Source organism: Corynebacterium sp. CMW7794 (assembly GCF_001563605.1).
GTDB lineage: Bacteria > Actinomycetota > Actinomycetes > Mycobacteriales > Mycobacteriaceae > Corynebacterium > Corynebacterium phoceense.
The window spans coordinates 54,029-67,139 of the sequence record NZ_KQ961714.1 but is presented as its reverse complement, the minus strand read 5'-3'; the positions used below and the strand labels follow the sequence as shown (position 1 = coordinate 67,139).

Genomic DNA, 13,111 nt, shown 5'->3' with positions numbered 1-13,111 from the left:
AGGAGATTATTGACGTCAACGACTGCCACAAAAGGACCATTACAGATATGAGCAACGGCGACAACACCGTGGACCTGGGTGACCCGCAGCTTACCGCGCGTGTGGCCGAAGGCGTCGCTGCTGTGGAAGCTCGCCTGTATAAAGAGATCGACCGCGGCGAGAGCTTTGTGAGCGAGAAAGCTCTGCATCTTACCGCCGCTGGCGGCAAGCGTTTCCGTCCCATGATGGCGCTGCTGGCTTCCGAGTATGGCGAGCGTCCGGGGTGTCCGGACGTCATTACTGCGGCGACCTCGGTGGAGATGGTCCACGTGGCAACGCTCTATCACGACGATGTCATGGACGAGGCTGACCGCCGCCGTGGCGTGCAGTCCGCGAACTCCCGGTGGTCGAATTCCGTGGCTATCCTCGCTGGCGACGCGCTGCTCGCGCACGCCTCGCGCCTCATGTCGCAGCTCGACACCCACACGGTGGCGCACTTCGCGGATACCTTCGAGGAACTCGTCACCGGCCAGATGCGTGAGACCATCGGCGCGGGCGAGGCCAATGCCATCGAGCACTACACGGCCGTCATCCGTGAGAAGACCGCCGTTCTTATCGCCTCGGCGGCCTACCTTGGCGCCTACCACTCGGGTGCCACTCTGGAGCATGCCACCGCGCTGCACAAGATCGGCTCGCTCGTGGGCATGATTTTCCAGATCGTCGACGACATCATTGACATCTTCTCCGATCCGAAGGACTCCGGTAAGACCCCGGGCACGGACCTGCGCGAGGGCGTGTTCACCCTGCCGGTGCTCTACGCGCTCGAGGAAGACACCCCGGTGGGTGAGGAGTTGCGTGGTCTGCTTACGGGTCCGCTGACTTCCGATGCCGCCGTGGACCGCGCCCTGGAGCTCCTCCATGCCTCCACGGGACGCCAGCAGGCGCTCGACGCCGTGCAGGGTTACCTCGACGAGGTGGAGCACGAGCTCGATTCGCTGCCGCAGAATTCCGCTACCGCAGCGCTGCGCCAGCTGGCGGAGTACACCGTCAAGCGCGTGGGCTAGGTTGCTGAAAGCGCAGCGGAGACGCATTGAAATGGCAGATACCCTGCCGATTTGGCGAACGTCCCAGCACTTAGTAAAGTTATCTCTCGCACCGCAAGGTGCACGCCAGGTTGCCCGAGCGGCCAAAGGGAGCGGACTGTAAATCCGCCGGCATTGCCTTCAGAAGTTCGAATCTTCTACCTGGCACAGACAAACCCCGCGCTTTCCATCAGGAAGGCGCGGGGTTTCTGCGTGTTCGCTCACGCCGCGACGATGACGAGAACAAGTATGAACGCCGTTGGGGCAAGCAACGCGGCGAGCAGCCACCATGCTTTCTTCTGGGCAAAATTGAGTGAGGACGAACCGTTGGGGTGGGACACCATCGCGTGCGGCTCGGCGGGGTCGTAGTAGAGCATTCCCCACTTCATCTTCCCAGTCATCTGCGCGGTGGGGTAATCGGCATCGAGACGATCGTTGATGGACTTGATATCCCAGAGCAACCATCCGCATAGCGCTACGATCGTGAAGAACAAGGCTGGCATGCTGAAAGGAGCGCTGCCAATGCCGAAGAGTCCAGCCATGATGGCGGATGTGCATACGGCGGCGAGAGCGAACATCCAGCGCGCTATCACCGGTAAAAGGAGCGCGGTCTGGGTGCGCGTGCGTTCGAGGTCGACCGGGTCAGGTTTCGGGTAGGAGTCTTCTGCGGACTGTGCAGCTTGCTGTGTGAGCGCGAGGGCACCTGCGGAGACCACGGTGAGGATGGCGGGCATGAGAACCGCCATGCCGACGGCGTTGCGATAGGTCTTGGCCATCCACGCATCCGGTTCGCCCCTCCCGTTGAAGTGCTGGGGGAGCGGGTCAGGCAGCGCATCCCAGCCTAGGACGATGGCTAGCCCGGCGGCGAGGGCGAGGGCGGCTGTCGCGAGCACCCACGCCCAGGCTGTACGGTGTGAATTCATATTTCCTCCGGGAATGCGACGTCGACGGTGTGGGGTGAGAGCGGGCTGACGAGGGCGGAAACCTGTGGCGTCGAAGCTCAGTCTAATGGGGCATGACTACTTCAACGACAACACATAATGACACCGTATTGACGATCACCTGGGACAGAGTCATACTTTTGTATGACCATGACGACTATCCGCGTTGATACCGAACTCCGTGATGAGCTCAACGCTTTAGTGCTTAGCCGAGGCCCGGCAATGGATTTCGGAGTTGACGAGCGACCTAGACGCATAAAATCCCCGGCGAGAGCCGGGGATTTTATGCGAGGACGTTAGATGCCGAAGTACTCGCGCAGATCTGCGGCGATGGCGTCGAGGCGCTCGCGGTCGGGGGACTCGAGGTAGCACTTGAGCTTGGGCTCGGTGCCGGACGGGCGGACGATGACACGGTCATCGTTCTCCGTGAAGAACTTCGAACCCTGGGCGAACTTCTCGACCTTGGCGATGGGGGAGCCGGCCAGCTCGGTGGGCGGGGTCGTGGAAACCTTCTCCATCGCGGTGGAGATGATGCTGAGATCCTCGACGCGGAAGGTGAGCGGCTGCGTGTAGAGTGCCCCCACGGTCTCGTGAATCTCGGCGAGACGGTCGAGCAACGTGATGCCGGCGGTCTTGCATTCGGCGGCGAGGCTGGCGAGCACGACAGAAGTCGCTATGCCGTCCTTGTCGCGCACGGCCTGCGGGTCGGGGCAGAACCCGATGGCTTCCTCGTAACCGAACGCGAGGCTCGGCGTGCGGGCGATCCACTTGAAGCCCGTGAGAGTTTCCTCGTGGTGGATGCCGTAATGCGCGGCGACACGGCCAAGCAGGCGGGACGACACGAGCGAGTTGGCGAACGAGGCGCCTTCGGGGACGCCGCGGCGGGCGAGGTAATCGCCCAGGAGGGCGCCAGTCTCGTCGCCGGTGAGCTGCCGCCAGCCGCCCTCGGCGGCGGCGTCGGGAACCGCAGCCGCGCAGCGGTCAGCGTCCGGGTCGTAGGCGATGAGGATGTCGGCACCGATCTTCTTCGCGTGTGCCTTGCCCAAGTCGAGGGCGCCGGGCTCCTCGGGGTTCGGGAAGGAGACCGTCGGGAAGTCTGGGTCCGGCTCGGCCTGCTCGGGCACGAGGGAGACAGTGAATCCGCACCGGGTGAGCAGCGCCTCGCCGAGGGTCGCGCCGACGCCGTGCATGGCGGTGAGTGCGATGGTGACATCCGTGTTGGGGCCGACGAGCATGGCGGCACGAGCGAGGTATTCAGCGCGCGTGTCGACGTGCTCGATGCGGGCGTCGTCGCGGGCGACCTCGTCCGCACAGGGCGCCGCGGCGATGGCGGCGGCGATCTCCGTGTCGGCGGGGGAGACGAGCTGGACGCCCTCCGCGTCACCGGTGGCGACGCGGCCACCAAGGTAGACCTTGTAGCCGTTATCCGCTGGCGGGTTGTGCGAGGCGGTGACCATGATGCCGGCGTCGGCGCCGAGCGCCTTGACCGTAAAGGCTGTGAGCGGCGTCGGGTTCTTCGCGGGGAGGACGAGGGCTTGGCCGCCCGCGGCGGAGATGACCTCGGCGGCGTCCTGCTGGAACTGTGCGGAGCCGTGGCGAGCATCGCAGCCGATGACGACCTTAGGAGTGTCGACCTGGTTCTTGAGCCACGTCACGAGGCCGTGGGTCGTGCGGATGACGACGGCGCGGTTCATGCGGGACTCGCCCGCGCCCACGGCGGCGCGCAGGCCGGCGGTGCCGAAGGCGAGGGGACCGGCAAAGGCGGCGGCGAGAGCCTCAGCGTCTTCGGCAGCGATCCACGCGTTGATCTGGTCGCGGGTTTCCGGGTCCGGGTCGTGCTCGGCCCAGGTGCAGGCGGTGGTGAGAAGCTCTTCGGAGATGGGCATTTTATGCCTCCTGTGCGTCCTGTGCTGCGAATTCTGTGAGGATCTTCTTCGACGCGGACAGGCCCAGGCGGGTGGCACCGGCGTTGACCATGGCGAGGGCATCGGCAGCCGTGCGGATACCACCGGAAGCCTTAATACCCAGGCGGCCGCCCACGGTGGCCTGCATGATCTCGATGGCGTGAACGCTGGCACCACCGGCCGGGTGGAAGCCGGTGGAGGTCTTCACGAAGTCGGCCCCTGCGGCCTCGGCGGCGCGGCAAGCGCCCTCAATGGCGGCATCGGAAAGCGCGGCGGTTTCGAGGATGACCTTGAGGACCTTACCGGGGATGGCGTCGCGCACGGCCTGGATATCGGCCTGCAGCTCGTCGAAGCGGCCCTCGACGGCGAGCGGAATGTTGATGACCATGTCGACTTCCTCGGCGCCGTCCTGGACGGCGCGGGCAGCCTCGGCGGCCTTGATCTCGGACTTCACGGCGCCGGACGGGAAGCCGACGACGGTGGCGACGTGGAGGCCCTCGGGGACCTCAACGGGCAGCTGGGAGGGCGAGATGCACACGGAGTAGGTGCCGAGCTCGGCGGCCTCCTTGATGAGGTCCTTGACCTGGTCCGCGGTGGCCTCGGGCTTGAGGAGGGTGTGGTCGATGAGCTGTGCAATCTGGTTAGACATGGAGGGACTCCTTAGATTCGTTTTTAGCCATAGCCTGGTCGCTGAGGACGTAGATGATGGCGCCGAGGGCGGCGACGGCAGAGAGCACCCACAGCGCGGTGGTGTAGCCCTCGGTCGCATCGAGCAGCTTCGCGGTGTACGCGATGCCCAGCGGGATGGCGATGTTGATGGTGAGGTTGTAGAAACCGATGGCGATGCCGGACTTCTGCGCGGTGATGTTGCGCAAAGCCGTGTTGACCAGCGGCGCGTACTGCAGCGCGAAGCCGGAGGCGAACGCGATGGTGGTAACGACGAGGACCGCGATATGGGCGTGGGCGAAAAGAGCATTGATGATGAGCGAGCCGATGATCATGGCCATGCCGGTGTACACCGTGGCGCGCGAGGATATGACGTGGCCGATCTTGCCGGAGAAGATGCCCACGAGGATGGCGCACACGTAGCCCGGGATCATGAGCAGGCTGGCTTCGTCAATGCTCAGACCGTGGTAATCCTGGGCCGCGTAGGGCAGCAGGAAGATGTAACCCATCTGCGTGGAGTAGACGAAGAAGACCATGACGATGGTCCAGATGTAGCGGCCGTTGGTGAAGAACTCCGTGGTTACGACCGGGTAGTGTGCGTGGCGGATGTGGACGGCAAAGAGGACGACGCCCAGCACGGTGGGGATGAGCCACAGGGGCTTGAACGCCTGGGTGAACATGATGAGCGAGGTCGCGAACAGCGCGATGTAGAACAGGCCGAGGGCATCGAGGTGGCCCTCCACGGCCTCGTCCTCCGGAACCATCTTGATGATCGGCGGGATGGTGAGCAGGAGGACGAGCGGGATGAGGAACATCGCGGTCCACGAGATATACGTGGACACGAAGCCGGAGGTCAGCGCGCCGATGAGCAGGCCGGCCTGGAAAGCGGCGGTGGAGAAACCGAGGTAGGTCTTCTGGTCGTCTTCGCTCAGGTGCTTGGTGACGTAGATGACGTAGAGAGTCTCCGCCGCGGCGAGGCCGGTGGTCTGGATGAGGCGGCCGGCAAGGACCATGGGCCACGAGCCGGAGAAGATAAAGCCGATGGCCGAGCCCACGGCGATGAGGATGACGCCGGTGAGCATGAGCTTGCGGATGGAGATGGAGTCCGCGAGCGCCGAGTAGACGACGGCGCCGATGCCGATGATGACGCCGGCGAGCGAGGCCTGGAGGCTCGCGGTGTTATCGGAGATGCCCAGGCCCGCAGCCATGGGCATGGTCATCGTCTTAAAGCCGTTGTCAATGACGAGCGAGAAGACGAAGACAAAGAGCAGGATGGGGACGGCGGCCTTGGGATTGACCCGAGTGCCGTCCGGGGTGGTTTGCACGTTGGACATGGTTTTCCCTTGAAGGCGGAAGGCTAGGAGAGGGCTGCGAGCGGGAGGGCGAGCTTCATCATCGTGTGGAAGGCCGTCTGGCGCTCCTCGGCGGACAGGTGCGTGTCGGAGACGAGGTTGTCCGAGACGGTGAAGAGGCCGAGGGCGTCGACGCCGGCTTCGGCGGCGGTGGCGTAGAGGGCGGCGGATTCCATCTCGACGCCGAGGACACCCATGGCGGCCCAGCGGGCGTTGACGGAGTCGTCAAAGTTGTAGAAAATGTCGGAGCTCAAGATGTTGCCCACGTGGATGCGGGCGTCCTGGCGCTCGGCCTCATCGACGAGGCCCTTGAGCAGGCGCCACGAGGCGGTGGGCGCCCAGGTGCCGGGCAGGTTGTACTGCGACAGGAAGTTGGAATCGGTGGAGGCGGAGGCGGCGACGATGACGTCGTGGAGGTCGATGTTTTCCTGCATGGCGCCGATGGAACCGACGCGGACGAGGTTCTTCACGCCGAAAGTGTGGATGAGTTCCCAGGAGTAAATGCCGATGGAGGGCATGCCCATGCCGGTGCCCATGACGGAGACCGGCGTGCCCTGGTAGGTGCCGGTAAAGCCCAGGATGTTGCGTACCTCGTTGAACTGGACGACGTCTTCGAGGAAGGTGTCTGCGATGAACTTGGCACGGAGGGGATCGCCGGGCAGCAGAATGGTGTCTGCGATGTCGACGCCCTTGGGGTTGATGTGCGGGGTGGAAAGACCTTCGGTGCTGTGCAAAGCGGCCATGATGTGTGTCTCCTTGAGTCGATCACGCGGGGTGAAGTAGAAGTACTGTCACCTTCAAGCCTAGACCGTGGAGAACGAATGTCAATAGCTAAATTGACAGTTGTGCAGCGTGTGCGTCACAGGTCGAGCACCCGCTGCGCCGTCTGATGATCGATGACGAGGTGGGTGGCCAGTCCCATCTCCAAGGCAATGCGGATGGCCTGGGCTTTTTCGGCGCCGCCGGCCACGAGGATGCGGGTGGGCCGGCCCTTGAGATCGGCGAGCGTGATGCCCACGGTGCGTGCGTCGACGTCAGGCGCCGCGATGTTCCCGGTGCGCGTGAAGAAGCGCGAGCACACGTCGCCCACGGCGTGGTCCAAGATCTCCTGCGTCTCCGCGGCAGAGAGATAGCCCAGGTTGAGCGCGAGCGACTCGGGGGCGATGGCGCCGGCGGTAAAGACGGCAAGGTCCACGCTGCGGCCCAGCTCGAGGACGCTCGCGATGTGACGGTCGCGCGTCACCCAGTCCTTGGCTTCTGCGGAGTCGAAGATCACGGGCAGCGGGAGGAGCTCCGTCGTTGCGTTGAAGGCGCGGGCGAAAGCGCGCATGGTCTCCATGTCGCGTGTCGAACGTTCCGAGTGGGAGTGCCCGCCCTTGAGCTGCACCACGCGCACGCCCTGGAGGGGTAGCTGGCGCAAATGCTCCGAGACGGCGCACATCGTCGTGCCCCAGGACAGGCCCACCGTCATGCCGTCGTGGACGAGTTCCTCGAGGAGCGTGGCGCCGGCGCTGCCCAGGTCCGTGAGGAGGGTGCCGCCGGCTGGGGTGGTGACCACGCGGGCATCGGCAAGCTTAAAGCGCGCGGTGAGCTGGGCGACGAGTTCGTCAGAACGCTCGCGGGGATCGTGGATGGTGATGGTGACAAAGCCGCGCTCGAGCGCGTGGCCCAACAGTTTGGAGACGGTGGGGCGGGACAAGCCCAGGCGTGCGGCAACCTCGGCCTGGGAGAGGCCGGAACCGTAATAGAGCTTCGCCGCGTCGATTGATTGCCGGTCTTTGTCATCCAACATAAATCCATTCAAGCACACCGCATACAGGCGGCTAAAAACCGATATTTTCCGTCCTGTACAGCGGATTTGTGTAACGAGAAGAAAGTGGGTTACTCTTTCTAAGTCCGCAACGGAGAGCACGCGAAATATCGCACAGCTTCAACGGCGAGGATGTGCCCCCTTAGCTCAGTCGGCAGAGCGTTTCCATGGTAAGGAAAAGGTCGACAGTTCGATTCTGTCAGGGGGCTCCATTCATGTCTAGGGTTCATCCGGGCCCAGGGCGTGGAGTTCTAAGTGAATATGGCGGTGTAGCTCAGTGGTAGAGCAAGCGACTCATAATCGCTGTGTCGCGAGTTCAATTCTCGCCATCGCTACAGGTTTCTTTCCCCGCACGCGGGGGCAGGGGCCATGGGCTCTGCTAGAGTCAACTTCTACAAGCCCAGAGGGGCGTGGCGCAATTGGTAGCGCAACGGTCTCCAAAACCGTAGGTTGCAGGTTCGAGTCCTGTCGCCCCTGCAGAACGCAAAGAACCCGGCCACGCGCCGGGTTCTTTGCTTTTTATTGACCGCGCGGGAATTATTCACGCTCCTATCAGCTTTGCTAGAGTTGACAAAGTTATAGGTTTTCAATCCAGGAGGACATCTCACCCATGAGTGATGAGCAGCAGCCGCAGTCCGGCGCAGCCCGCCCGACCGGCAAGCGCCAGCTCTCCGGCGCGGCGACGACCACGTCCTCTGCCGCTTATGAGAACAAGCGCGTGGAGCGCGCCGCGGCGGAGAAGGACGAAAAGCCGGGCGGCGGCGTCGCCGCGTTCCCAGGCGAAGTCGTTTCTGAGATGAAGAAAGTCGTGTGGCCCACGGCGAAGGAAATGGTGCAGTACACGCTCATTACCTTCCTCTTCCTCATCGTTCTCACGGCGCTTGTGTGGGGCGTGGATTCGCTCACCGGCCTGGGAGTTGAAGCAGTCCTTGCCCCTTAGGTAGACTGCTTGCATAGTGACTTCATCATCCCGCTGTCCGGTCCGGACGGCGGGATTATTCATTACCCTGGGCAGTACACGCCCGCACGCAGAGGAGAGACTCACCCCATGAGCGAAGAGAACACCACCGACAACACTGCTGAAACCACTACGGAGAGCACGAGCTTCGAAGACGATCTGCAGGCCGCCCAGGCCCAGACCGCCCAGGCCCAGGCCGCCGCTGAGGCAGAAGCTGCCGAGGCCGCTGAAGCTGCAGAGTCCGCAGACGCCGAGACGCCCGCTGAGGCTGCCGATGCCCCCGCTACCGCCGAGGAGGCAGCCGCAGCCGTCGGCGCCGAGGCTGCCGCTGAGGACGACAGCGAGTACAAGACGCGCCTGCGTGCGTTCACCCGCGAGCTGAAAAAGCAGCCGGGCCAGTGGTACATCATCCAGTGCTACTCGGGTTACGAGAACAAGGTGAAGACCAACCTCGACATGCGTGCCCAGACCCTTGAGGTCGAGGACTCCCTCTACGAGGTTGTCGTTCCTATCGAGCAGCGCATGGAGCTCAAGGACGGCAAGAAGAAGATCGTCAAGCACAAGCTGCTGCCGGGTTACGTCCTCGTCCGCATGGATATCAACGACGCTGTTTGGTCCGTCGTTCGCGACACCCCGGGTGTCACCTCTTTCGTGGGCAACGAGGGCAACGCCACCCCGGTCAAGCCGCGCGACGTAGCCAAGTTCCTCATGCCGCAGGTCGCTCCGACTACGACCGGCGAGGCCGCTGCCGCCACCGCCGACGGCGAGCAGGTCATCGCCATGCCGGAGGAGACGGCTGCGCCGAAGCTCAACCACGACTTCCAGGTGGGCGAGGCCGTCACCATCCTGGCTGGTCCACTGGCTTCGGTTTCCGCGACTATCTCCGAGATCGACCCGGAGACCGGCAAGATGCAGGGCCTCGTGTCCATCTTCGGTCGCGAGACCCCGGTCGAGCTCTCCCCGAACGAAATCGAGCGCATCTCCTAAGCGAGTCCGGAAGCGAGCTCTCGTTTGACTCTCGCCGCGTAAGCGGCGACCTGCGCAAACGCGATTTTGTCCCAGACGCACGGTGTTCTAAAATGGAACACCGTGCGCTTTTTGCGCGCGTAGTAAATCGTTTATCCCCGGTGGCCTGCGAAAGCAGGCATCCGGACGGTGCCCGTTATTCATCGTGGCGGGTGCCGGTAACACAGGAATTGAGGTAATTCGATGGCTCCGAAGAAGAAGGTTACTGGCTTCATCAAGCTGCAGATCGAAGCTGGCGCCGCTAACCCGGCTCCGCCGGTCGGCCCGGCACTGGGTGCCCACGGCGTCAACATCATGGAATTCTGCAAGGCGTACAACGCTGCAACGGAATCCCAGCGCGGCAACGTGGTCCCGGTTGAGATTACCGTCTACGAGGATCGCTCCTTCGATTTCAAGCTGAAGACCCCGCCGGCAGCCAAGCTGCTGCTCAAGGCCGCAGGCGTGAAGAAGGGCTCCGGCACCCCGCACACCACCAAGGTTGCTTCTGTGACCTGGGATCAGTGCAAGGAGATCGGCCAGACCAAGTTCGAGGACCTCAACGCTCGCGACATCGAGAACGCTGCCCGCATCATCGCCGGTACCGCCCGCTCCATGGGTATTACCGTCGAGGGTGCTCCGGCCGACATGCCGCAGTAAAAACCTCCAACAACTTCATGTGGCAGGGCCAGCTTTCGGCCCGCACAGACCACAACAATCCACGAAAAGGAATTGCTTAAATGAGCACCAACTCTAAGGCTTACAAGGCTGCGGCCGAACTGGTCGACAAGTCCCGCCTGTACTCCCCGCTCGAGGCCGCGAAGCTGGCCAAGGAGACCTCCTCCAAGAACTACGACGCCACCGTTGACATCGTCTTCCGCCTCGGCGTTGACCCGCGCAAGGCTGACCAGCTCGTTCGCGGCACCGTCTCCCTGCCGAACGGCACCGGTAAGGACGTCCGCGTTGCCGTCTTTGCCGAGGGCCCGAAGGCTGATGAGGCCAAGGCTGCTGGCGCCGACATCGTCGGTACCGCCGAGCTGATCGAGGCCATCAACGAGGGCCACATCGACTTCGATGTCGCCATCGCTACCCCGGACCAGATGGCCAAGGTCGGCCGCGTGGCCCGCGTCCTCGGCCCGCGTGGTCTCATGCCGAACCCGAAGACCGGCACCGTTACCGCTGACGTCACCAAGGCTGTCGCCGACGTCAAGGGCGGCAAGATCTCCTTCCGTGTGGAGAAGGCTTCCAACCTGCATGCCATCATCGGCAAGGCATCCTTCGACGCCGAGAAGCTGGCTGAGAACTACGGCGCTCTCTACGACGAGATCCTGCGTCTGAAGCCGTCCTCCTCCAAGGGCATCTACGTCAAGAAGGTCACCATGACCACGACCTCCGGCCCGGGCATCCCGGTCGACGCGTCCGTCACCAAGGATTACACCGCTTAATTTCTAAGCGCACTTCTTTTAAGCGCCCAGTCACCTCACGGTGGCTGGGCGCTTGTGTATGAGCTTGCCGATGCCCCCGCTAGCCGAAGGCCCGCAACCATGCCATGCAGTCAGGACCTCAAGTGCTTATCGATGACTAGAGGGAAGGCCCAAACTGGTATTCTAAAATTCTCTTGGACCAATGGAGTAAATCTGGGAGCGCGAGTCGGATTTGGATGGCGTCTTACGTATCATTTCTTTCTCGCTCAGTTTTGCAATTCTCGGATTGATTTGCCCTCGAGTTAGGCCTGTTTCGCGCTCCAGCTCTTTGCGCGTGAGCCCGTGCTGCGCGGCACGTAACGCTGCCAAGATGCGCTTGTCTTTCTCGGCTGCAGACAGGTATGTGCTGCGCTTGGCATGGTCGTCGGCGGAAGCTGCGGCAGCCTGAGCGGCACCGGAAGCCACGGTTTCGATTAGGGCTTCGTCATTGTCGGATGGGGCCCTGTAGGTGGTGCCACGGCCAGAGCCGGCGGCATCGGCAAGCCCGTATTTCACCAATTGCTGAAGCTCGGCGCGGGCATTAACGGAGTCCATGGGGAAGGCGCTTCGATAGCTGCTATTGGTGATCTCCTCGCCGTGACGCATAGCGATGAGAGCGTGCTTTTGAGCGACGGATAGGGTGTCTGAGCCGGGGAGCTGCCCAAGCCAACGAAGGTCGGTATCGCTGAGAAGTGACGAAGAGGTGAGAATAGCGGTGAACTTAGTAATCTGATCGTCGAAGTGCGGGGCGGGGAGGAAAGCCTCTGCAAGGGCGGCACGAGCTGCAGGAATGCCAGTAGCTTGAGCCTCGATAACGCGGTATCCATTGTCGGTTGTGAGGGCGGCGCACATGGAATAGAGGATCGCGTTACGGGCGCGAGGGGAGGTGTAGCCGAGCTGATTTTTGGTGATGCCCCACAATCCGCCGGGGCTTTCCACAATGAGCTTGGTGGGCTGCTTGATGAGCTGCGTATACATGCCGTAACTTGCAGCGGAAAGATCGCGGTGAACCAGGGCATTGGCGATGATCTCGCGAATGGCGATCGGAGGGAGCTCAGGTACATCGATCCCGTTGCCATCGCGGAAGGTTACTCCGACGCGTAGCTGCGCAGAGACCCATTCCCTTGCCGAGTCAAGGAGGTCCGGTACGGGACCCGTGAATTCGCGACGATCGGTGAGCCGTTGAGCAGTGTCGACCTGGGGATTGATGGCGCGAGCTTTGACCACGAGGTTGGGTAGGAACTGCTGCGGCTGCTCGCCGAAGGCGTAAAGGGCTGCAGTCGTGACGAAACCAGTGTCCGGGTCAATAACGTTGGTGCGGATGTGGAGCGTGCGTTCGTCGAGGTCACGCAGCCGGCGAGAGTCACGCTTTTTCGCGCTGAGGTATTGCTGGAGCAGGTCGTCTACCAAGTCGTGTTGAACCGTGGCCCCCTCGACTGGTGTGCGATCCGCGTGTGGTTGCTGCCGCTCACCGACCAAGAAAAGCTCTTCTTGAGGCGATAAGTCGTAGTCGCCGTCGCCGGAACGAATGTAGGCCTTGCCAAACTTACCGACGCGGAAGGGACGATGCTCTGAAGGCTGGGGAGGAACAATCGCAGCAACGACGGGTTTCCCCTCCACGATGGTCACCTCAACTGCACCGAGTTGCAAGGGCGGCGTGATTCGCTCGCGGGCCTTTGAAGCGATTGCGGACTGTGCGGCTTTCGGATCCCAGACTCCAGTGACATCAAAAGCGCCACCATTTTCAGCGACCCCGAGGATGAGTGTGCCGCCGTCTGGCATATTGGCGAAGGCGCAGAGAGTCTCGTCAATTGATTCGGGAATCTGGTGAGAGGCTTCTTTGGCCTCGACATTCCACGTATCATTTTGCGTATCGCGGAGGAGCGCAATGAGTTCTGGGACGTCGATGATGCTCATGGGGAGCAGTGTACCCAAGTTTGATCGGAAATCGTAC

The 13,111-nt window shown here is 62.7% G+C and carries 12 protein-coding genes and 4 tRNA genes; 9 read left to right on the top strand and 7 right to left on the bottom strand.

Annotation, left to right across the window (positions count from 1 at the left end; translation table 11 throughout):
- Window positions 1–47: 47 nt before the first annotated feature.
- Window positions 48–1,043 carry a polyprenyl synthetase family protein gene (locus HMPREF3227_RS01980; RefSeq protein ID WP_066489904.1) on the top strand — a complete coding sequence of 332 codons (996 nt, stop codon included), beginning with the start codon at window positions 48–50 and terminating at the stop codon, window positions 1,041–1,043.
- A 104-nt stretch (window positions 1,044–1,147) separates the two neighbouring features.
- A tRNA-Tyr gene (locus tag HMPREF3227_RS01975) sits at window positions 1,148–1,229 on the top strand.
- A 53-nt stretch (window positions 1,230–1,282) separates the two neighbouring features.
- Here HMPREF3227_RS01975 and HMPREF3227_RS01970 read toward each other — a convergent pair.
- The 6 genes from HMPREF3227_RS01970 to HMPREF3227_RS01945 form a co-directional block, all read right to left on the bottom strand.
- Window positions 1,283–1,984: a DUF1648 domain-containing protein gene (locus tag HMPREF3227_RS01970; RefSeq protein WP_082750215.1), complete on the bottom strand. Its 702-nt coding sequence runs from the start codon at window positions 1,982–1,984 to the stop codon at window positions 1,283–1,285.
- Window positions 1,985–2,298: 314 nt separating this feature from the next.
- Window positions 2,299–3,888, bottom strand: coding sequence for a phospho-sugar mutase (locus HMPREF3227_RS01965; RefSeq protein ID WP_066509770.1), 1,590 nt, complete (start codon window positions 3,886–3,888; stop codon window positions 2,299–2,301).
- Between the two features lies 1 nt (window position 3,889).
- Complete coding sequence (gene deoC, locus HMPREF3227_RS01960) at window positions 3,890–4,555, bottom strand: deoxyribose-phosphate aldolase (protein ID WP_066489917.1); 666 nt, start codon at window positions 4,553–4,555, stop codon at window positions 3,890–3,892.
- Window positions 4,548–5,906, bottom strand: coding sequence for an MFS transporter (locus HMPREF3227_RS01955; RefSeq protein WP_066489918.1), 1,359 nt, complete (start codon window positions 5,904–5,906; stop codon window positions 4,548–4,550). Before HMPREF3227_RS01955 ends, deoC begins: the two co-directional genes overlap by 8 nt.
- A gap of 23 nt (window positions 5,907–5,929) precedes the next feature.
- On the bottom strand, window positions 5,930–6,667 hold the full coding sequence (gene deoD, locus HMPREF3227_RS01950; protein WP_066489921.1) for a purine-nucleoside phosphorylase: 738 nt from the start codon (window positions 6,665–6,667) through the stop codon (window positions 5,930–5,932).
- A gap of 116 nt (window positions 6,668–6,783) precedes the next feature.
- Window positions 6,784–7,716: a sugar-binding transcriptional regulator gene (locus HMPREF3227_RS01945; protein WP_066489924.1), complete on the bottom strand. Its 933-nt coding sequence runs from the start codon at window positions 7,714–7,716 to the stop codon at window positions 6,784–6,786.
- 154 nt (window positions 7,717–7,870) lie between these two features.
- Between HMPREF3227_RS01945 and HMPREF3227_RS01940 the strand changes: the two genes are divergently transcribed.
- The 7 genes from HMPREF3227_RS01940 (at window position 7,871) to rplA (ending at window position 11,139) form a co-directional block, all read left to right on the top strand.
- Window positions 7,871–7,946 (top strand) — tRNA-Thr (locus HMPREF3227_RS01940).
- Window positions 7,947–7,997: 51 nt separating this feature from the next.
- Window positions 7,998–8,069 (top strand) — tRNA-Met (locus HMPREF3227_RS01935).
- 69 nt (window positions 8,070–8,138) lie between these two features.
- A tRNA-Trp gene (locus HMPREF3227_RS01930) sits at window positions 8,139–8,211 on the top strand.
- Between the two features lie 133 nt (window positions 8,212–8,344).
- On the top strand, window positions 8,345–8,674 hold the full coding sequence (secE, locus tag HMPREF3227_RS01925; RefSeq protein WP_066489927.1) for a preprotein translocase subunit SecE: 330 nt from the start codon (window positions 8,345–8,347) through the stop codon (window positions 8,672–8,674).
- A 108-nt stretch (window positions 8,675–8,782) separates the two neighbouring features.
- Window positions 8,783–9,679, top strand: coding sequence for a transcription termination/antitermination protein NusG (gene nusG, locus HMPREF3227_RS01920; protein ID WP_066509767.1), 897 nt, complete (start codon window positions 8,783–8,785; stop codon window positions 9,677–9,679).
- Between the two features lie 222 nt (window positions 9,680–9,901).
- Window positions 9,902–10,354 (top strand): 50S ribosomal protein L11, encoded by a 453-nt coding sequence (gene rplK / locus HMPREF3227_RS01915; protein WP_066489931.1) that lies wholly within the window; start codon window positions 9,902–9,904, stop codon window positions 10,352–10,354.
- A gap of 80 nt (window positions 10,355–10,434) precedes the next feature.
- Window positions 10,435–11,139 (top strand): 50S ribosomal protein L1, encoded by a 705-nt coding sequence (rplA, locus tag HMPREF3227_RS01910; protein ID WP_066509765.1) that lies wholly within the window; start codon window positions 10,435–10,437, stop codon window positions 11,137–11,139.
- A gap of 162 nt (window positions 11,140–11,301) precedes the next feature.
- Here the strand turns inward: rplA and HMPREF3227_RS01905 are convergent, their stop codons facing one another.
- The gene (locus tag HMPREF3227_RS01905) at window positions 11,302–13,074 is read right to left on the bottom strand and encodes an RNA-binding domain-containing protein (protein WP_066509762.1); all 1,773 of its coding nucleotides are present in this window, start codon (window positions 13,072–13,074) and stop codon (window positions 11,302–11,304) included.
- Between the last annotated feature and the right edge of the window lie 37 nt (window positions 13,075–13,111).